The sequence below is a fragment of the Meiothermus hypogaeus genome (assembly GCF_003574035.1).
Taxonomy (GTDB): Bacteria; Deinococcota; Deinococci; order Deinococcales; family Thermaceae; genus Meiothermus; species Meiothermus hypogaeus.
In genome coordinates, this window is sequence record NZ_QWKY01000030.1 from 1 (window position 1) to 19,608 (window position 19,608).

20 protein-coding genes are annotated in these 19,608 nt (G+C 59.3%); 6 read left to right on the forward strand and 14 right to left on the reverse strand.

Features of this window, described 5'->3' with window-relative positions:
* Nucleotides 1-436: 436 nt before the first annotated feature.
* From Mhypo_RS09190 to Mhypo_RS09255, 14 genes are all read right to left on the reverse strand, one after another.
* Nucleotides 437-1,435, reverse strand: a complete 999-nt coding sequence (locus tag Mhypo_RS09190) for an alpha-ketoacid dehydrogenase subunit beta (protein WP_119341003.1) — start codon at nt 1,433-1,435, stop codon at nt 437-439.
* Nucleotides 1,432-2,466 carry a pyruvate dehydrogenase (acetyl-transferring) E1 component subunit alpha gene (gene pdhA / locus Mhypo_RS09195; protein ID WP_119341004.1) on the reverse strand — a complete coding sequence of 345 codons (1,035 nt, stop codon included), beginning with the start codon at nt 2,464-2,466 and terminating at the stop codon, nt 1,432-1,434. The genes Mhypo_RS09190 and pdhA overlap by 4 nt, the downstream gene beginning before the upstream one ends.
* Nucleotides 2,467-2,630: 164 nt before the next feature.
* On the reverse strand, nt 2,631-3,755 hold the full coding sequence (locus Mhypo_RS09200; protein ID WP_119341005.1) for a pyridoxal phosphate-dependent aminotransferase: 1,125 nt from the start codon (nt 3,753-3,755) through the stop codon (nt 2,631-2,633).
* Between the two features lie 82 nt (nt 3,756-3,837).
* Entirely contained in the window at nt 3,838-4,167 is a 330-nt protein-coding gene (locus Mhypo_RS09205) for an MliC family protein (protein ID WP_119341034.1), read from the reverse strand.
* A gap of 11 nt (nt 4,168-4,178) precedes the next feature.
* On the reverse strand, nt 4,179-4,925 hold the full coding sequence (tpiA, locus tag Mhypo_RS09210; RefSeq protein ID WP_119341006.1) for a triose-phosphate isomerase: 747 nt from the start codon (nt 4,923-4,925) through the stop codon (nt 4,179-4,181).
* 110 nt (nt 4,926-5,035) lie between these two features.
* A complete protein-coding gene (locus tag Mhypo_RS09215) occupies nt 5,036-5,494 on the reverse strand; it encodes a heme-binding domain-containing protein (RefSeq protein ID WP_240637176.1) in 459 nt (152 codons plus the stop codon).
* A gap of 50 nt (nt 5,495-5,544) precedes the next feature.
* Nucleotides 5,545-6,009, reverse strand: coding sequence for a bacterioferritin (gene bfr / locus Mhypo_RS09220; protein ID WP_119341008.1), 465 nt, complete (start codon nt 6,007-6,009; stop codon nt 5,545-5,547).
* Nucleotides 6,010-6,063: 54 nt separating this feature from the next.
* The gene (locus Mhypo_RS09225) at nt 6,064-6,570 is read right to left on the reverse strand and encodes a hypothetical protein (protein ID WP_119341009.1); all 507 of its coding nucleotides are present in this window, start codon (nt 6,568-6,570) and stop codon (nt 6,064-6,066) included.
* A 222-nt stretch (nt 6,571-6,792) separates the two neighbouring features.
* On the reverse strand, nt 6,793-7,128 hold the full coding sequence (locus tag Mhypo_RS09230) for a DUF5666 domain-containing protein (RefSeq protein ID WP_119341010.1): 336 nt from the start codon (nt 7,126-7,128) through the stop codon (nt 6,793-6,795).
* 148 nt (nt 7,129-7,276) lie between these two features.
* Nucleotides 7,277-8,710 carry a DUF5666 domain-containing protein gene (locus Mhypo_RS09235; protein WP_119341011.1) on the reverse strand — a complete coding sequence of 478 codons (1,434 nt, stop codon included), beginning with the start codon at nt 8,708-8,710 and terminating at the stop codon, nt 7,277-7,279.
* Nucleotides 8,711-9,026: 316 nt separating this feature from the next.
* Nucleotides 9,027-9,743 (reverse strand): hypothetical protein, encoded by a 717-nt coding sequence (locus Mhypo_RS09240; protein ID WP_147075450.1) that lies wholly within the window; start codon nt 9,741-9,743, stop codon nt 9,027-9,029.
* Nucleotides 9,736-10,974: an ATP-binding protein gene (locus tag Mhypo_RS09245; protein WP_119341013.1), complete on the reverse strand. Its 1,239-nt coding sequence runs from the start codon at nt 10,972-10,974 to the stop codon at nt 9,736-9,738. The genes Mhypo_RS09240 and Mhypo_RS09245 overlap by 8 nt, the downstream gene beginning before the upstream one ends.
* Nucleotides 10,961-11,620, reverse strand: a complete 660-nt coding sequence (locus tag Mhypo_RS09250; protein ID WP_119341035.1) for a response regulator transcription factor — start codon at nt 11,618-11,620, stop codon at nt 10,961-10,963. The genes Mhypo_RS09245 and Mhypo_RS09250 overlap by 14 nt, the downstream gene beginning before the upstream one ends.
* A 140-nt stretch (nt 11,621-11,760) precedes the next feature.
* Nucleotides 11,761-12,099 (reverse strand): hypothetical protein, encoded by a 339-nt coding sequence (locus Mhypo_RS09255; protein ID WP_119341014.1) that lies wholly within the window; start codon nt 12,097-12,099, stop codon nt 11,761-11,763.
* Between the two features lie 151 nt (nt 12,100-12,250).
* Between Mhypo_RS09255 and Mhypo_RS09260 the strand changes: the two genes are divergently transcribed.
* The 6 genes from Mhypo_RS09260 to Mhypo_RS09285 all read left to right on the forward strand — a co-directional run bounded on the left by Mhypo_RS09260 (nt 12,251) and on the right by Mhypo_RS09285 (nt 19,353).
* Nucleotides 12,251-13,009, forward strand: coding sequence for a DUF4405 domain-containing protein (locus Mhypo_RS09260; RefSeq protein WP_170148261.1), 759 nt, complete (start codon nt 12,251-12,253; stop codon nt 13,007-13,009).
* Between the two features lie 288 nt (nt 13,010-13,297).
* The gene (locus Mhypo_RS09265; protein ID WP_119341016.1) at nt 13,298-13,999 is read left to right on the forward strand and encodes a ferritin-like domain-containing protein; all 702 of its coding nucleotides are present in this window, start codon (nt 13,298-13,300) and stop codon (nt 13,997-13,999) included.
* Between the two features lie 77 nt (nt 14,000-14,076).
* Nucleotides 14,077-14,763, forward strand: a complete 687-nt coding sequence (locus Mhypo_RS09270; protein WP_119341017.1) for a response regulator — start codon at nt 14,077-14,079, stop codon at nt 14,761-14,763.
* 12 nt (nt 14,764-14,775) lie between these two features.
* Nucleotides 14,776-15,882, forward strand: a complete 1,107-nt coding sequence (locus tag Mhypo_RS09275) for a sensor histidine kinase (protein WP_119341018.1) — start codon at nt 14,776-14,778, stop codon at nt 15,880-15,882.
* A gap of 90 nt (nt 15,883-15,972) precedes the next feature.
* Entirely contained in the window at nt 15,973-17,634 is a 1,662-nt protein-coding gene (locus Mhypo_RS09280; RefSeq protein WP_119341019.1) for an acyl-CoA carboxylase subunit beta, read from the forward strand.
* A 507-nt stretch (nt 17,635-18,141) separates the two neighbouring features.
* Nucleotides 18,142-19,353 carry a S8 family peptidase gene (locus Mhypo_RS09285; protein WP_119341020.1) on the forward strand — a complete coding sequence of 404 codons (1,212 nt, stop codon included), beginning with the start codon at nt 18,142-18,144 and terminating at the stop codon, nt 19,351-19,353.
* The last annotated feature ends 255 nt before the right edge of the window (nt 19,354-19,608 follow it).

The window sequence follows — 19,608 nt, forward strand, 5'->3', positions numbered from 1 at the left end:
ACGCGATAAACTACACTGTACGTCTTCAAACATCGTACAGAAGTACCGTGCTGACCGGATCCTTTGCAAGGACTCTCGGCACGGTTCTTCTTTATGACGACCTTTTCAGGGGCGGGTCAATCTCTTGTTGTTGAGAAACCTATCCCTCCGGATTGGAAATCCGCACCCCCTATGCTCCGCCAACAACCTCTAGTACCAGATTCGGTCAGTTCGTCACCAAAGGGTGACGAACTAACCCGACCGAAGGGAGTGCTCTAGGATTCAAAAAGACAGCCTCTGGTGTTTTTGGCTTTGTGAACTGTCTTTTTGAATCCGGTATAGAAGCCCAGTTCGCGAGGCAGCATAAGCCTCCCCAATAGCGTAGGGGAGGTTGGAGGGGTGCCTGAAGGCGAACCGAGTATTTTGACCAGACGCAGACTAAAGCGGTTCTGCGAACTCAGTGGGTCAGTACCTTGCGCACCGCCTCGAGCACCCGTTTGGCGTCGGGGCGGTAGTGGTTTTCCACCGCGCTGAAGGGGGGGTAGGGGGCGTCCCAGCCTGCCACCCGCACGATGGGGGCTTGCAGGTAGTCCAGGGCCTCTTCGGCGATGCGGGCGGCAATCTCGGCCCCAAAGCCGCCGGTGCGCATGGCCTCGTAAACCACCACCGCACGGCCGGTTTTTTGTACCGAGGCCAGGAGGGTCTGGGTGTCGAGGGGTATCAGGGTCTCGAGGTCCACCACCTCCAGCTCCACCCCCTCGCGGGCTGCCACCTCGGCGGCCTTCAAGCAGACCTCCACCATGCCCCCGTAGCAGAAGAGGCTGGCGGCGCTGCCTTCGCGCACCACTCGAGCCCTGCCCAGGGGCAGGGTGTAGTAGCCCTCGGGCACCTCGCCCTTCACGCCGCGGTAGAGCTTGATGGCCTCGAGGAAGAACACCGGGTCGGGGTCTTCGATGGCCGCGAGCAACAGCCCTTTGGCCCGCTCAGGCGAGGAGGGAATCACTACCTTAACCCCCGGTACATGCGCCAGGATGGCCTCCGGGCTATCGGCGTGTTGCTCGGGGGTTTTCACACCCCCGCCATAGGGGGCCCGTATCACCATGGGGACAGTAAAGCGCCCTCGGGTGCGGTGGCGCATCCGCCCCAGGTGCGAAAGAATCTGATCCAGGGCCGGGTACAAGAAGCCCGCAAACTGAATCTCGGCCACGGGGCGTAAACCCGACATGGCCAGCCCAATCCCAAAGCCCACAATGCCCGACTCGGCCAGGGGGGTATCGAAGACCCGCTTATCTCCGTACTTTTGCTGCAAGCCATCGGAGGCCCGGAAAACCCCGCCCATGGTGCCCACGTCCTCACCAAAAACCACCACCCGGGGGTCTTTGGCCAGGGCCAGATCCAGGGCTTCGTTGATGGCCTGTACGTTGTTCAGAACGCGGGTTTCACGCTCGGCAATCATGCTTCCCCCCGTAGATAGTTCCAGGCGGCTTGCTGGTCGGGTTGCATCTCCTGGTACACCTGCTCCACAATCTCCCAGGGTTTGGGCTCGGGGGCCCGGTCGGCCTCCTCTACCGCCGATAGAAACTCGGCCTCGAGTTCCTCCGTGAGTTCAGCTTCCTGTGCCTCGCTCCAGAGCCCCAGGTGCAGAAGGCAGTTTTTCATGCGCAGAAGAGGATCGCGTTTCAGCCAGCGCTCGGTTTCCTCCTCGGTGCGGTAACGGCTGGGGTCGTCGGAGGAGGTGTGCGGCGCAACCCGGTAGGTTAGGGCCTCGATCAGGGTCGGACCTTCGCCTCTGCGGGCCCTTTCCACGGCTTCCCTGGCCACGCTCCAGACCGCCACCAGGTCGTTGCCGTCCACCGTGACCCCTGGTATTCCGTAGCCCTGGGCCTTCAGGGCAATTCGTTGCACTTTCATTTGCTTTTGCGTGGGTACGCTAATGGCCCAGCCGTTGTTTTGTACCACCACCAGCAAAGGTGCATTAAACACCGAGGCAAAGTTGAGCCCCTCGTGGAAGTCGCCCTCGGAGGTGCCGCCATCGCCGATAAAGACCGCCGCTACGGCATCTTTACCCAAAAGCTGTTGGGCATGGGCCACACCCGCTGCCTGGGGAATCTGGGTGGCGATGGGAATGTAAAACTGCACCATGTTCACGTTGGGGGGTGCGCCCCAGCCTGCCGGGTCGGCCCGCCAGCTCAGAATCAGCTTACTGATGGGCATACCAAAGGTGAGGGCGGCGGCGCTTTCGCGGTAGCTGGGCAGAAGCCAGTCGTGGTCGGCCTTCAAGCAAAGGGCCACCCCCACCTGCGCCGCCTCCTGGCCCCGGAAGGGGGGATACACCCCGAGCCGCCCCTGCCGCTGCAAGACCAGGGCCCGCTCGTCGAAGTGCCGGGCCCGGCGCAGGGCCCGGTAGCCCATGAGTAACTCCTCATTGCTGAGGGGTATGTCCTGCAACGGTTTACCGTGATCGTCGAGGTATTGCACTGTGTCCACGTTGCTCAGTTTAGCCGAACTCGAGTTAGCAGTATGGGTTCAATCTGCGATACATGCAGAAAAAATTAACAAGCTTTGTATCGTGAAAATAAGTGCAATTCGGAAGTGTATTCTGTGTTGCGACCTGCGGCAGGGCACTGCGCAGTGTTGTTCTGAGAACAGGCTCAGGAGTGCACCTTTTTCAGATAGCCCTCGAGCCGCTCCAATGCTTGCTGGATTTCTTCAGCGGTCTTGCAAAAAGCAAAGCGAAATAGGCCCTTCGGTGCGGGGTTCTGGATGTAAAACGCCGACCCGGAAATTATCGCGACCCCACCCTCGCGCACCAGGGTTTCGGCGTCGAGCTCGGGCAGGAGCGCCGTCAGGAAGTAGGTTCCAGCAGGGGAGAAAGTTTTGAGGCCCAGTGAGCGCAAGCCTTGCTCGAGCAAGTCCTTGCGACGGCCGTAGCTCTCGCGAAGCTGCTGGTAGAGTCCCTCTTGACGGGCGATGGGCAGGGCCTCGGCCACGGCGGCCTGAAGGGGGGCCGCCGAGCAAAAGCTGCTCCACTGCCGCATGCCGGCTACCTGTTGGGCCAGGCCGGGCGGGGTCACAATCCAGCCGATGCGCCAGCCGGTGGCCTCGAGGCGCTTGCCCGCCGAGCCCACCGTGAAGACCCGCTCGGGTGCAAGCTCGCGGAACCGAATGGGTGGCTCTACAAAGTAAAGCTCGTCGTAGACCTCATCGCTGATGATCCAGAGGTCGTGCTGTCGGGCCAGGGCCACAATCTGCTCGGCCTCGGTGCGGGAAAAGACCGAGCCGGTGGGGTTGTAGGGGTTGGTGAGCAGAAGGGCCTGGGTGCGAACCGTAATGGCCCGTTCCAGCGCCGGTAAATCCACTTCCCAGCGGTCGGTGAGGCGCATCGGCACCATAACAGGCTCTGCACCGGCAATGCGGGCCTGGGGTATGTAAACGTCGAAGTAGGGCTCGAGCATCACCACTTCATCCCCAGGGCCATACAGCGATTCGGCCAGCGCGTGCAGGGCCTCGGTACCGCCTGCGGTAATAACCACGTCCTCGGGGGCAACGCCCAGGTCTTCGGCCACGGCCTCGCGCAAGCGGGGCAGGCCGATGGGCGGGGTGTACTGGTCAAAGGTGCCGATGCCCCGACGGGCCGCCTCCTGCAAAAACGCAGGCGGCGGATTGGAGGGAAAACCCTGTCCCAGGTTGATGGCCCCGTGCTGGACAGCCAGGCGGCTCATGTGAGAGAAGACGCTCTCCTTAGAAAGCTGGGTGCGGGGGTGGAGGTTGGCCATGCAAAAAGAGTCTACCGTAAGGAACAGGTGCTCGATAAGGGCCCTCAGGCACGGGTGGGTTCGACCCGGTTGTCCGAAAGCTTTAGCGCACGGGCTTGCAGCCCTGGGCCAGAATCTTTCCAGTACGCTCGCTCATCAGGAAAGCCTCTTCAGAAGCCCCGCTGCCTTTGGTCCACCAGGAAGCCCGACCGTCGGAATACTTGACCCCAGAGGCTGCCTCTACCTGGAACAAGGGCCCGTAGGTCTGGTTATTGAAGACCACCCCTACCCGGTCGAAGTTATTCTGATAGACGGCCCGTATCTGCACCCCGCCAGTGCAGCGGTAGGTTCGTTGCACCACATCCGCCGGCTGGGCCAAGCTTTCAAAGCTCGCAAAGGAAGCAAGCAACACCCACAATATCCACACGCGCATAATCCCTCCCATCAAGCCGTGAGCAGCTTAAGATAGTCCCCCAGCTTCAAACTCGCACCCCCCACCAGTCCGCCGTCAATGTTAGGCTGGGAGAATAGGGCAGCGGCGTTCTCGGGCTTGACCGAGCCCCCATAGAGGATACGCAACTGCTCCGCAAAACTCGAACCGTAGTGGGCTATCAGCCAGCCGCGAATGGTACGGTGCATAGCCTCGGCATCCTCGGGGGTGGCGGTTTTGCCGGTGCCAATAGCCCAGACCGGCTCGTAGGCAATCACCAGATGCGAGGCCGAGGGGGGCTGCACCCCCTGTAAGCTGCCCTCCAGTTGCTTGAGGGTGTATTCGACGTGATTGCCGGCTTCCCGTACTTCCAGGGGCTCACCCACACAAAGAATCGGTGTGATGTCGTGCTCAAGGAGGCGCTGGGCCTTTTGGGCGACCAGAGCATCGGACTCGGCATGGTAACTACGTCGCTCGGAGTGCCCCACAATGGCATACTTGCAGGCCAGATCAGCCAGCATTTTGGCCGAAACCTCGCCGGTGAAGGCCCCTTCGCTGTGGGCCGAAACGTCCTGGGCGCCCCAGGAGACCCCGTGGCCCTCCAGAACTTCCGAGGCATAAGGTATATGGGTGAAAGGCACCAGCAGGGCCGGCTCAGCCTGGGTGGATGGCAGTTGGTCAATCAGCTCCCGAAACCAGTGGCGGGCCTCAGAGGGGGTTTTGTACATTTTCCAGTTTCCGGCTACCAGTCGTTGGCGCATAGATGTTTCAATCATACGCCACATCGGAACCCCGGGCCCTGCGAGAGTTGGGGGTCATTTTTCGAACAACTTTTTAAATACTTTTGCCTACAAATACCGTGAAGTCCGCATCAATCGTGTTCTTTCCCCTCTCCCTCTTCATTGATACCCAGGCTAAGAACCAACCCCTGTATCAGCGCCTCCTTTTCAGAGGCGGAAAGCCGGGCCTGGGGATGGGTGGGCAGGTAAATTCGTGGGGGCATGCTACCCTCTCGAATGACTTCGGGTATATCGTCTAGCTCCTGTTTGGCACTGCCCCACAGGGACAGATTGAGCTTGCTGCGTCCCTCCTCCACATCGTGCTGAACCAGCCAGGAGACGGGAGCGATGTGGCTGTACCAGGGCCAGCGGGTCTGGTTGCTGTGACAATCAGCACAGGCCCTAACAAAGAGCTCACGGGTCTGAGGGCTATTCCAGGGAGGTTCGGCCACTACTGGCGGATTATGGTGGTCACGGCCATAGGGAACCATTTGCATGGCCAGCAGCACCAGGGCCAAGCCCCCAAAAAACCACAAAATTATGCGCTTCACAAGCAAAACCTCCATGCAGTTTGAGCAAGCCCGTCAGACCCACTCACACCTCAAACCTTGGTGGCCAGGTAATTCTCCAGACCCATCTGCTTGATCTGGTCCGACTGCTGCTCGCCCCAGTCCACATGCCCCTCTTCATCTTTGAGGATGCCCTCAATCAGCTCGCGGGTTCCGTTGTCTCCGGCTTCGGTAGCTAGTCGGATCACCTCGTTGTAGGCCCGCACGGCATCGGCTTCGCCGGCGTGGTCGTTGATGACGATTTCCTGGACGGTTTTGCCAATTTTGATAGGCGCCAGCTTGCTCACCTCGGGGTGGCCCTCCAGAAAGATAACCCGGCCAATCAGAGCCTCAGCATGACGCATCTCGGTACGAGCTATTTTTTCCAGTTCCTCGTGCAGCTTGCTGTAGCCCCAGTTCTCGGCCATTTCGGCATGAACCATGTACTGATTGATGGCTGCCAGTTCTTCAGAGAGGCGCTCATTCAAAGCTTCCAGAACTTTAGGGTTCCCTTTCATAACTTACCTCCAACCATAGCTTGGATAGGGAAGATTACTCAGGCATTACCGGCTTTAACGAATACGCTTTTCCATGGTCGCCAGGAGTTTGGCAAAATCCTGCCCCAGCGCAGTTTGGGGGTTTGTCAGTGGATTAAAGGCGCCGCCTTCTGCGTAGCTTAGAAACTGTGCACGGTTGGCCCCTGGGGCACCGCCCTCGCTGCCCGGAGCACGCTGGCTGGCGATTTGTGCTACCTGGCTGCGTTGTGTGGCGTTGAGGATGCCTTGAACTTTGGGTAGCAATCTTTTGGCTAACTCGGGGGTCAGGCGTTTAGTGGCTTTGATTTCCTGGAGAATCGGCAGAAGCTGCTTGGCTTGTTCTTTGCTGAGGGCTAGCTTAGGGTACTTTTCCTCCAGGGTCTGTATATCACTCAAGTAGCGCCCGAGCTCGAAAACCGGCTCGGTGGCGGTCCGGGCTGCCTGGATTTTGCTGACATCGTCGGTTTGGGCCACACCGACGGTTATCAGAAGCGCCCCTACCAAAGCCAAAGCAGCATTCCAGAGAGTATGCAAGGTACGCATGGCTATACCTCCTGTGCTTGGTGCCTAGAGACACCAGCGTTGGGTGTTCACAGGCACAAAAATAGGCTCCGATTAATCTGATAAAGGTGGAAAGAAGATGTGGTTAACGTTTGGTAAACGTCCCACAAAAACGCCCTTGAGGACGGTAGATTTGTAGCATTTAGTTTGCTGGGGTTTCTGCACGGCTCAACCGACGAATGTTCGGTTGCTGTTCAGACGGAGCTATCTGCGGGACTTGAGCTCAATTTTGACCGCAGTTACAAGATTTCCGCTGCGATTCGCCTTGACTTCTACCCGACTCCCGTTGCGGTTGGTGCTCCAGAACAAATTGCTACTCATGGGCTGGCTGTCGCTATATTCATAGCGGGTTTGCGCGTTAACGCGAATGGTGTATCCACCTAGAACAAAGGTTTTGGTGCTGGTGTTGAACTGCGAAACGGTGCCCTCGAGTTTCAGGTTATAGGCTTTGTCATCGGAAGATGCCAGGGCCGACAGCACTGGAGCTGTCAGTAGCGCCAGGAGTAGCCAGACGGTGGGTTTGAGGGTCGCAATCTTCATCGTGTACCTCCTTGGGTGAAGCGGTTTGAAGGTGGATGTCAGGTTTGTGCGGTTGTACAAGGGGACAACTGGGTGAGCACCTGCAAAAGAGGCCACCCAGCAAATGGCTGGGGGCCAAACCCATGCTGGTTGCTCACTAAAGCCATACTCATTCCAGTTCGACCTTGTGAGCCTCAAAAACACTGCCTTTGAGCACGCCCTTAAGCTCGGCCAGGGCACCGGTGCGATCGGTATTCCAGAACTCATCAGCCGTCACCAAAAGGTCGCCAATCTCGTATTTGGTGGTATCGATCACCGCTACCGGCACGCCATTGATGCTAAAAGTACGGATAGTAGTGTTGAAGTCAGCGATAATTCCCTTGAGCTCCAGTTGTTCGTTGGGGGCATTTTGCTTGAGCTGGACACGCGCTGCATAGGCGTTCCCCGCCCCATCTGCTCGAGTGGTGTCAAAGCTAACCTCGGCCCAGTCCCCCGCTCGGATATCGCTAAAGCGTGCCTGGGTCTGGTTGCGCAGCACCAGGGTGTTCTGATCGGCCCAGAAGGTGCGGTTCTGGATGCGCAGGGTAAGCTGAGCCGGGTCTACCGCACTGACGGGCCCCTCGAGCTGGCCGTTATACCGCCCGGAGCCGCCATGCTCATAGCGAACCTCCACTTTACTGGCTTGTACAACCCTGTTCGTGCCCAGCGTGCCCTCGACCTTGACCCAAACACCGTTCTTGAGTGTCCCAGTGACCTGGGCGGTGGTGTAGTTCACGCTAAAGCCCATCAGGACAAAGCTCTTGCCGGTTTCATCTAGGTTGCCGATGGGGCCACCTAGCTCCACTCGAGCCCCCGGTTGCAAGGTGGGCCAGGCTTCCATCACCTGCACCTTGCTGGCCAGAATGCTGCTTCCAGAACGAACACCCTGTACCCGTACCAGCACATCTGGTTCCAAGGCTCCTTGTAGGCTGGCGTTCTTGTAGTCCACGCGATAGGTGCGAAGACCGTAGGTAAAGGTGTAGGCCATCTTGTCCAGCTCACGTACATTGACCCGCAAGGCCACTTTGTTGTAGTCGGGGTTGGTGGGCTGGATCAACTTTTTCTCGATGCGGGTGGCCAGGATCGAATCGTCGGTCTGGGGCACACCGGTCACGTTGATGTAGTCGCCCGCCTCGAGGTCGGCTAGGGTGAGCTTGGTAAAGCTGCCATCGGGATTCTCCTCGTACAGGTTGGTGAGGGCGTTCACCCGTGCCCTGATGCCCACCACGTCCACGTAGCTTTCGCTAAGACTCACATCATCAATTACGCCCTTGGCCCGATACTGGATTTCCACGGTGTGCAAACGGATACGATCCCGGTCACGCTCCGCGGTTCCACTCAGTAGCACCCCCGGCTGAAGGGATTTGATAGTTGTGCTTTCGCCATCCAGGGTGATGGTGGCCATACTGGCATCGATGGGCAAGCCCTGTAGGGTGAGTTGAGCCTCACTGCCCTCCACGACACCACTCAGGGAAACCACCGGTGAATTGGGTACCCCCGTGCCACAGGCTGCCAGGATTCCCAGAAGACCATAAGCCAGGATTCCAGCATACTTGGTTTTCATGGCTGTTCACCTCCATTTCCCAAGTTAGGCAAAGCGGGTAACAAAGAGGTAACAGGGTGTTGCTCTGGGAAGGTCTGTGAGGGGGCCATATCGCGCCCTTCACAGACGTTGCCGCCCATCCGGGCGGCAACTGTTCTGTCTGGGAAAGAGGATTCTTAATTCTCGAGAGGCTCGCTATATGTGAAGAGCGCTCTATGCGACGTGCTTCCGGCCCTTGCGTCTTTTGCACAAAACACGGGCAGAAACACTCACCAGTAGCGAGATGCAACATTGCACTCTGGCCTGAATTGCTCGTCTGGACAGTTTTTGTGCTTCTTTATGGGAAGGGCTGTGCGCTTTTCCAGCGAATGCTTGAGCCCTGTGCCTCACCTCTTAGCAGGTACCAGCCCTGGCCGGGAGGAGCTATAGGGCTCAGGCCCGCAGGCAAGGCTATCCATCGCCTGTTGGAGCTGTGTGCCAGCAACAAGGGCTCGCTGCCCGGCGTAACCGACCGTAATGCAAACCGTTGTACAGCGCCTAACTCGCTAGCACCGGTGTGCCAGACCTCTACCCAGCCAGCACCCAGGCCCAGCAGTTCGCCGGGGCCCCTGTAGTAGCTGAAGAAAGTGGGGTGGGTCACCTCGAGGCTTCGGGCGTAGAAAATACCGTTCTCCCATCCGCCCTGGGCTTTGACCCACATCCCAGGGGCCAGGTAGGCCGCCCAGGGTGAGGTGGTTTCCAACCGACCCGCACTCAGGCCAACAATGCCGTCTTTGGCAAGATTAATTTCGGCGTAGAGGGTATGGCCGCGTTCGTCCTCGCGCCGGGGCTCTGGCTTGCGATCTTTTTCATTGCCTTTCTCGCGCTTCCTATCGCTGTCTTTGCCCCCCTGAGCCCACGCGCTGGCTGTTGAGAGGATTAGAAGTGCCAGCACCGTGCGGCGGCCCAGCAACCTGTCCGGTTTCCTGCCATTACATGCCTCCTCGAGCCCGGTTTTTGCGGATACCGGCCCAGTAGGGTTGCGTGGAATATGCGTGCGAATTGCTTCAGGCATGGAGTCCTCCTGAAAATACCAGGCTGGCTTCCAGACCGCCCTCGGGATGGTTGCAAATCTCCAGACGCCCCCCAATGGCCTCCGCAACCTGGCGCACAAACGCCAGCCCCAGGCCTAGGCCATCGCGTTGGTTGTTGGGCCGGTAAAACGGTTCGCCCAGGCGCTCGAGGGCCTCTGCTGGAACCCCTGGCCCCTCATCTCGCACAATTAGACGCGGGGGATCGGAGGCCTCAAAACGTAGCCAGACGCGCCCGCTGCTAAACTTGAGGGCATTGTCGAGCAGGTTGCCGATGGCTGCCTCGAGGGCCTCCCTGGGAGCCCGGAGGGTGGCAGGCTCGACCTCCAGATGAATTCGCTGCTGGGCTGGGGTCGGAAGCCGCTGTAAAAGCTGTTGCAGGAACTCCAAAACCTCGATCTGACTGCGCTCTCCGGGTCCTCGAACCAAAGTCAGCAAGCCTGTGAGGGTACGATCCAGACGCTCGAGGTTTCTATCGAGCACGGGTAGCAAATCTTCTGGACGCATGGCCCCGCTGCGTACCGCTGAGGCAGTGGCCTTAAGGGTTGCCAGCGGATTGCGTAGCTCGTGGGAGGCATACCGGGTAAAGCTACGCTCGCGCTCGAAAGCCAGGCGAACCTTGTGAACCATGCGGTTGAAGCTGCGGGTCAGACGACCAATCTCGTCGGGTTTACCTTCGGGCAAAGGGCTTGGAAAACGCTGCTCGGCCAGGGACTCACTCGCCCGCTCGAGGCGCACCAGGGGGCGGATCAACATGCCCTGTAGCAGCCAGGCCATGGCCATGGCCAGTACCCCAGAAAGCAACAGGGTAAGCCATCCGGTGTGTAAATACTCCCGCAGGGCCCGGTTATGGTCAACCTGGTTGAGCGCTACGTCCAGTTCATATGCTCCAGGCAGTGGTTTGCGGTAGGTTAGCCAGGCCGGGTCGTTGTCGGGAAACGGGCCTCCACCTTCCAAAATCAGTCGATTATCTCTCAGGAGACGAAAACGCCCCTGGAGCTCCGCAGAGATCGGTAAGTTGGCCGGGTTGAGGGTGGGTTCGGGGCCCTCGAGGTTAAGGGCGCCTTCAACCAGCACCGCGTACTTGCCTAAGTCGCCCTGGAGGTCGCGATCTAAGGAGGCGCGAAAACTCCAGTAACCCAGGGCCAACTGAAGCCCTGCTACGGCCAGGGCGAGCGTCAGCAAGGCCAAAAGCAGCTGCTCACGAAAGCCCAAGGCGATACCCTCCCGGTACAGTCACGATAACCTCAGGGGCCAGCTTCTCCCGTATCCTTGAGACGTACATCCGCAGGGCGTGGTGTCCAGAGCTGGCATCGGGAAAGACCCGGTCTAGAAGCTCGAGCACGGTGAACACCCGGTCTGGACTGAGGGCCAGAATCTCTAAAAGCGCAAATTCTTTCTCCGAAAGTATGACCTCATGGTGATGCCAGTAAACCCTGCGGTTGGCAAAGTCGATGCGCAAGGGGCCGCGCTCCAGAACACTCTGTTTGGTTTGCCCGTCTCGCCGCAGCAGGGCGCGTATTCTGGCCATGAGCTCGGGCACATCGAAAGGTTTGGTCAGGTAATCATCGCCCCCCAAATCCAGACCCTGTACCCGATCCTCCAGGGTGTCGCGGGCAGTGAGGAAGAGAATGGGTCTCTGATAGCCTGTCTGGCGTAGCTCCAAGGCCAGCTGAAAGCCCGCGTCCTCGCCCTCGGGCAACATGATGTCCAGAACCAGCAAATCGGGTTCGGCATCTACCAGCTTATCGTAGGCTTCTTGAAGATTTCTGGCCCAATCGACCTGATAGCGCTCTTGCAGCAACAGTGCTTGCAGTGCTGCGGCCAGGTCTTCCTCGTCCTCTACCAGCAAGATGCGCATCATCTCCTACTGTAGCCATGCAAACGGCGAAAAAAGTCCCATGCTCGAGCTGTGTGCCTTGCAAATACCTGTTCCTGGTAAAGCGCGCCTGGGCTGTGCCGGGCACAGTGGGCCCTGTACCCGGCACAAACCAATCGGCTTTAGTTGCCCTTGCCCACCCGAGAGCGCTCGAGGGTGCGAATTTCTTTTCCTGAGCGGGTTTTCATCTCTACCTTGTACACCACCTGCTGGCCTTGTTGGCCGCGAACCTTGACCTCTACATAGCTGCCCACCATCGGACGCCCGTACTCGTACTGAACCATGCTGGACAGGGCCAGCTTCTGCCCATTGACCACCATGTATCCGGCCTGCCAGTTGATGGCTTCGACACGACCCTTAATTTCCTGGTAGGTTGCCCCTTCGTACGGGGAGGCCCAGGCCAATGCAGCCAATGCCAGAAGAGAGCCGAACAGTAGAGAAAGACGCTTGAGACTTTTCATACGCATATCCTCCAAAGCACAGCCTGAAGGAGGCAGGTAACAAATTGCTAACAAGCAATAGGGGCCAGGCTCTCATGTATATCAAATGTTTACAAATGCTTTGCCCACACTTAACCGCTCGAGCAGCACACTAGGTCTCGAGGTGGTCAAGATGACAAAGAAAATCCACACTCCCCAGGCGCGCAAACATAAGTTCTACATCCGCAACTTCATCTCTTTGTTCCTGATTGGTTCGGTGTTGCTCGAGGTCGCTTCAGGGGTGGCCTTGTATCTGGCCCCATCGGGCCGGGTGGCCCAGACCATGAGCTGGGAACTGCTCTGGCTTACCAAAACCCAGTGGGAAGCCATTCATACTGTGTTTGGCCTGCTCTGGATTCCCATTCTTGCGACGCATATTTTCTTGAACTGGAAGCCCATTCTTTCCTATCTGAAGAACCATACCACCAGGGCTTTCGCTTTCAAGCGGGAGTTGCTGGCCGCCCTGGCTGTGGTGCTTTTCTTTGCCCTGGGCTCCGTGTACAACTGGCCGCCGGTTAGCCAGGTGATGGCTCTCAGTGAGAGCATGTCCAGCTTCTGGGAAAATCGGGGTCGCACCGCGGGCTACTTCATCCCTGAGGAAACCGTGGTTCACCCCGAAACCACCGCTACCACGCCAACCAACCCCAGCACGCCGGCAGATCCCACGCTTTCGAGCACTGTGAGCACCAAGCGGGGCTATGGCAAGTACACCGTGCAGTCGTGGGCCGAAGAGAACAAAGTGGAGTTGCAGACGGCGCTGAAGCGGCTGGCCGACCTGGGCATCAACGCCAAAGCCGACGAGAGCCTGCTGGCCCTGTCGGGACGCAGCGGCAAACTGCCCAGTGAGCTGGCCGCCATCATTTTGGGGCAACCCCTCTCCACCCCCGAGTGAGGTGTTCCCGATCCAGGGTGACGCTTCCTGACCCATAGCTGCCCCTCCTTTCTGGAGGGGTTTTTTTGCCGGACAGATTTGGGTTATAGGGCTGGCCAGGATAAGCCAACCCAGGCTGCGCTTTTCAGGGACAGCTCCTTGTGAAGTACGCATGTGCCGGAGAGCTGGGGCCGAGTTGATCAGCCAATGCGATTCAAGCCAGAGCTATATCGAAAATTTACCGAGCCTTTGCCCCGGCTGAATCTGATTAGAACTAGGCTTAGGCCGTAAAGAAAGGAGATGCAGGTTATGACCAAGAAAATCGTGTTAGGCATTCTGTTATTTGGCACGCTGGCCCTGGGGTTGGCCCAGCCGAGGTTTGGTTTCATGAGCCCGGTCGCTCCAGACGCAGCCTTGAGCGAGCAGGCCAGGGAAGCGCTGCTCGAGGCCCTGACTGGGCCGGTGGGGGAATACGCTGCCTATGCCACCTACGACGCGGTGATTCAGAAGTATGGGGCCATCGAACCTTACGTGAGCATACGGGCTTCTGAGGCGCAACACATCCAGGCCCTACAACGGCAACTCGAGAAATACGGCGTGCCCTATCCCGCCGCCAACCCCTACCTGGGTAAAATCGCCCTCCCGTCCAACCTGGCCACCATTGCCGAACAGGAAGCCCAGACCGAGGTGGATAACGTGGCCATGTACGACAAACTGCTGGTAGCGGTGCAGAACTATCCCGACCTGACCCGGGTTTTCGAGAACCTCAAGCGGGCCTCGCTGGTCGCGCACCTCAACTTTTTCAAGGCGGCGGCCCAGCAGGGTGGAAGCCTGACCCCAGTCCAGATGCAAGAGGTTCGTCTGCAGGTTGAACCGCAGATGTGGGGCCAGATGAACGGGCGTGGGCTGGGCGGCCCCAATTTCCAGAACCAACCCGTGCAGGGTCGGTGGGGCGGCATGGGCCCCGGTAGCCCGATGGGCGGTGGGCGGCCAGGCCTCAGATGGCGTTAGGTTTGTCTCCACCTCGAGCGGAGGCCCCCATGAGGGGGCTTCTGCCCTTTGGGGAGGGCCTTACCATGAGGGGGACTATGGCTGGAGAGCTGGTGCTGATTGTGGAGGATGAGGCCCGCATCGCCGATGTCCTCGAGCGGTATCTGCGGGCCGAAGGTTTTCGCACCGAGCGGGCTGCAAACGGTAAACGTGCTCTCGAGTTCTGGCGGGTGGCCCAGCCGGACCTGATCCTGATGGACCTGATGATTCCCGAGATCGATGGCCTGGAGGTGACCAAGCGCATTCGCCGCGAGTCGGACGTGCCCATCCTGATGGTCACCGCCAGGGCCGAGGATCTGGATCGGCTTCTGGGCCTGGAACTCGGCGCAGACGACTACATCGTCAAGCCCTTCAACCCCCGGGAGGTGGTGGCGCGGGTCAAGGCGGTGCTGCGCCGCAGCAAGGGCCAGATCAGAACTCCCCAGCATTACCAGGTGGGGAGGTTGGAGATTGACCTCGAGGCCTTTCAGGCCCGCTGCCGGGGGGAACTCCTGAGCCTCACCCCTACGCAACTGCGCCTGCTGGCCGCGCTGGCCGCCCACCCCGGCAAGGCTTTTACCCGTAACGAGATCATGGACGCACTCGGCGACGCCGGCGCGGATGAGCGCACCATCAACGTACACATCAAAAACCTGCGGGAACGTCTGGGGGCCTGTGGCGAGCAGCTCGAGACCGTGCGTGGGGTGGGCTATCGCTTGAGTGGACTGGAGCCCGGCGTGGACTAAAGGAAGATTGCGATGAAATTGGTGCTTCGACTGGCCTTAGCCTTCGCGCTGGTGGCTTTTTTTGCCGCTGGCCTGACTGGTTGGCTGGGCTACCAGGAGGCTCGAGGCCACTTCCAACGCTTTGTGGCCGGCAGCGAGGCCGCCCGTAGCGGAGAAACACCCCTCGGTGGGGTTCCGGGCCGTGGGCGACAGATACTGCTGTCACAGTTACAGACTTCCAGTTGGCGCTCCGCCCTGCTGGCCCTGACCGTAGCCCTGGGTGTAGGAACCTACCTGGCCTTTCGTCTGGTGCAGCCAGTACAAACCCTGACCCAGGCGACCCGACGCTTTGGGCGGGGGGAGCGTGGTGTGCGGGTGAACATACCGGGCTCAGATGAGCTGGCCGAGCTGGGCCGGGCTTTCAACGATGTGGCTGCGGAGCTGGCGGCCAAAGAGGAGCGCGAACGGCAGATGATCGCCGATATTGCCCACGAATTGCGCACCCCTCTGACCATCCTGAAAGGCGACCTCGAGTCCATGTCCGACGGCTTGCTGGAGGCCTCGTCTGAGAATCTGCGCCGCCTGGTGGGCGAGGTAGACCTGCTGACCCGGTTGGTGCAGGACTTGCGCACCTTATCGCTTTCCGACACCGGCCAGCTGGTGCTACGGCCCCGGCTGGTTTCTCTGGACACCCTGTTGAGCGATCTGGTGGCTAATTTCCAGCCCCGCTCCGAGGCGGCTGGGGTTCAATTAGAAGTCAACACCAAGCCCCTCTCCACCCACGCTGACCCCGAGCGGCTGCAGCAGGTGCTGCTCAACCTCCTGGAGAATGCCCTGCGCCACACCCCAAGGGGAGGACGTATTACCGTAAAACTGCATTCCCAGGGAGAAAACGCTGTGCTCGAGGTCTGCGACACCGGGCCGGGCATTGCGCCCGAGCACCTGCCCCATCTCTTTGAGCGTTTCTACCGAGCACAGCCCTCGAGGGCCCGCGAGAGCGGCGGCTCGGGTCTCGGACTGGCCATCGTCAAGGCCCTGGTAGAGGCCCATGGAGGCCGTGTGGGTGCCGATAACCAACCAGAAGGCGGGGCTCGTTTCTGGATTCACCTACCCCTGGTAAGGCTTGCTGAGGAAGCATAATACCGCGTGTTAGAAGGAGAAGGGCTGTGTTGCACGCACAATATCTGACGGAATTACAACGTACCGACAAAAAAACGGTAGACTTTTGCCATGATTCAAAGCCACATTAGCCCCAAGGAGCGGGAGTCCTCTCCCTTTAAGCTGAACAAGGACGCCTGGGTGCGGCTTATGGCCGACTTCCGCACCTCGCTCGAGCAGATTCGTCAGGGTGGGGGCGCAAAAGCTGTAGAGCGCCAGCACGCCAGGGGACGGCTGACCGCCCGTGAGCGCATTGCGGCGCTGATAGACCCGGATACCGAATCGGAGGAAATTCTGGGCTACGCTGGCTGGCACATGTACGCCGACTGGGGAGGGGCGCCCGGGGGTGGGGTGGTTACGACCATCGGCAAAATTGCTGGTCGGGACTGGATGATCATCGCCAACGACGCCACCGTGAAGGCGGGGGCTTTTTTCCCCATCACGGCCAAAAAGGTAATCAGAGCCCAGACCATTGCCCTGGAGAACCACCTGCCCACGGTGTATCTGGTGGACTCGGCGGGGGTCTTTTTGCCCTTACAGGACGAGGTTTTCCCCGACCAGGACGACTTTGGCCGTATCTTTTACCTGAATGCCCGTATGAGCGGGATGGGCATTCCGCAAATCTCGGCCATCATGGGCAACTGTGTGGCCGGGGGGGCTTACCTGCCCCTGATGACCGATGCCCTTATCATGACCGAGGGCTCGGGGCTTTACCTGGCCGGCCCGGCCCTGGTCAAAGCGGCCATTGGGCAGGAGGTGAGTTCGGAGGAGCTGGGTGGTGCGCGGATGCACGCCGTAGTCTCGGGTACGGTAGACTTCTATGAACCTGACGATGCTGCAGCCATTGCCCGGATACGCACGCTGGCGTCGCTATACGCCCGGCCGGCTTTGGCCCCTTGGGCAACCGAGCGCAAGAGCGAGCTGGAGCCTTTTCACCCGCCCGAAGACCTGTATGGTCTGGTTTCGCCGGATGGCACCAAACCCTACGACGTAAACGAGGTGATAGCCCGGTTGGTCGATGGCTCGGAGTTTCACGAGTACAAGGCCCACTATGGCCAGACCCTGGTTTGCGGGTATGCCCGGCTGGGGGGGTTCCCGGTGGGAATTGTGGCCAACCAGCGCCTGATTATCAAGAAGCCCGGAAAGATTGAGGTGGGTGGGGTTATCTATGCCGAGGCCGCCGACAAGGCCGCCCGGTTCATCCTGGAGGTCAACCAGCGCTTCATTCCCCTGTTGTTTCTGATGGACGTAACCGGCTTTATGGTGGGCAAGGAGTCCGAGCAGCAGGGCATCATCCGGCGGGGGGCCAAGCTGGTGAATGCAGTTTCCAACTCGGTGGTGCCCAAGATTACCCTTATTACCGGGGGCTCGTTTGGCGCAGGCAATTACGCCATGGCCGGCAAGGCATACGGCCCCCGTTTCATCTACGCCTGGCCCTCGGCCAAGTACGCCGTGATGAGCGGCAATGCAGCGGCCAAGACCCTGATGGAAATCGAGCTGGCCAAGCTCGAGCGCGAGGGGCGTAAGCCCACCGAGGAAGACCTGGTCGAACTCTACGAGCGCATCAAGGGCCGCTACGAGGAAACCCTGGACCCGCGCTATGCGGCGGCCCGTCTGTGGGTCGACGAGATTATTTTCCCCCACGAGACCCGCGAACGCTTGATCCGCAGCCTTGAGGTCTGCGCCTTGAATCCCACCCGGGAGCAGATGCGAGTGGGTGTATTCCAGGTCTGATACCGGATTCAAAAGAGTCTAAAAAACCAAAAACCCCATAGGTTGTCTTTTTGAATCCTATCGCGTTTCCTACATTTACGCTACACGCGGTGTGGCGTAAATTACCCCACACGCCATAGCTTCCAAAGGATGCTTTGTGGGGTATTCGTGGGAACCGCCCTAGAGCACACCCCTCCTGAACGGTCGGCGAAAAAAGCGTCTCGCTTCCAAGGGGCGGTGTCGCCCTCCGCTACGCGGATAACTTTGGTCGGGTTGGTTTGTTATCGTCCGGTAATGAACCAAACGAATCTGGTATGAAAGCGACTGCGTGCGACCTTTTTTGAGCTCGATGCGCCAGGCGCCTTCTCGAGCGAACACAATCTAAAGCCAGCCTTACCGGAGGGCTGCCTGGGTTATCCGATAGGGATTAAGAAAAACCTTAATAAAGCGCTCCAAACATGCCAACACGGTTATACTTGCCTCGGGTATTAACCCGAAAATAGAGCCTATGTCTGGAGGTCACTGGCTATGCAACTTCGTTTTATCTGGGTAGTTTTTGTGGCTTTGCTGGCCGCTTGTGGAAACCCCACAGCTACAGAAAACCTGGCGCCGGTTCTGGGGGTCGATAACCCCAACGCTATTCAGGGTCAGTACATCGTTGTGTACAAAGACGATGCCAATGTACTGGCCTCGCTGCAGAGCCTGAAAGCCAGCCTGGGCGGGGGCGTTGGCCTGCAGCGGGAACTCCAGAGCCTAGGACTAGCCCCCGATGCCAGGGTACAGCAGGTTTACACCTCGGCATTGCAAGGGCTTGCTGCCAGCCTTTCGCCAGAGAATTTAGCTGCGCTACGTCAGGACCCTCGAGTAGCCTACATAGAGGCTGACCAGGTGATGCAGATAGATGCAACTCAGTCGGGCGCGACCTGGGGTCTGGACCGCATAGACCAGCGGGCCCTGCCCTTGAGCGGTACCTACACCTATAGCAACACCGGCAATGGGGTGCGTGTCTACATCATCGATACGGGCATCCGGGTGAGCCACAGCGAGTTCGGGGGGCGGGCAGCGGTAGCTTTCGATGCTATTGGCGATGGCCAAAACGGTAACGACTGCAACGGCCACGGCACCCATGTGGCCGGTACCGTAGGCGGCTCGGTGTATGGAGTCGCCAAGGGAGTGCGCTTGTATGCGGTGCGAGTTTTGAACTGCAGCGGCTCGGGTACTAACTCGGGGGTAATTGCCGGAGTGGACTGGGTGCGCCAAAATGCCCAGAAACCGGCCGTGGCCAACATGAGCCTGGGTGGGGGAGCCTCGAGCGCCCTCGACACGGCGGTCAATAATGCCATCAATGCTGGGATCACCTTTGCCCTGGCCGCAGGCAATAGCAACCGCGATGCCTGCTTGTATTCGCCGGCCCGGGTAGCAGCGGGCATCACCGTGGGGGCGACTACCTCTACCGATGCCAGGGCCTCGTACTCCAACTACGGAAGCTGCTTAGACCTCTTTGCGCCCGGTTCTTCCATCACCTCGGCCTGGATCAGCAGCGATACCTCGACCAACACCATAAGCGGCACCTCCATGGCAACGCCGCATGTTGCAGGCGTGGCAGCTTTGTATCTGCAAAGCAATCCCACGGCCACCCCTGCCACGGTGCGCAACGCCATCGTGAGCAACGCGACTTCCGGGGTAGTAGGCAGTCCGGGCCGTCGCTCGCCCAACCTTTTGCTATTCACAAACTACTAACCCTGGCGCTCTATCCACCCTTTACAGGAGCAATCTTGCAAAGGGTGGGCCTTTTTCATACCGGATTCGCTCCGACCGAAGTTATACCGGATTCAAAAAGACAGTTTACAAAACCAAAAACACCAGAGGCTATCTTTTTGAATCCTAGAGCACACCCCTCCCTTGAGTACCGGCGCTAGCCGGGGGCCGATGGCCCTTCACTGTCGGTCGGCGAAGAAAGCGTCTCCCTTCGGTCGGGTTAGTTCGTCACCCTTT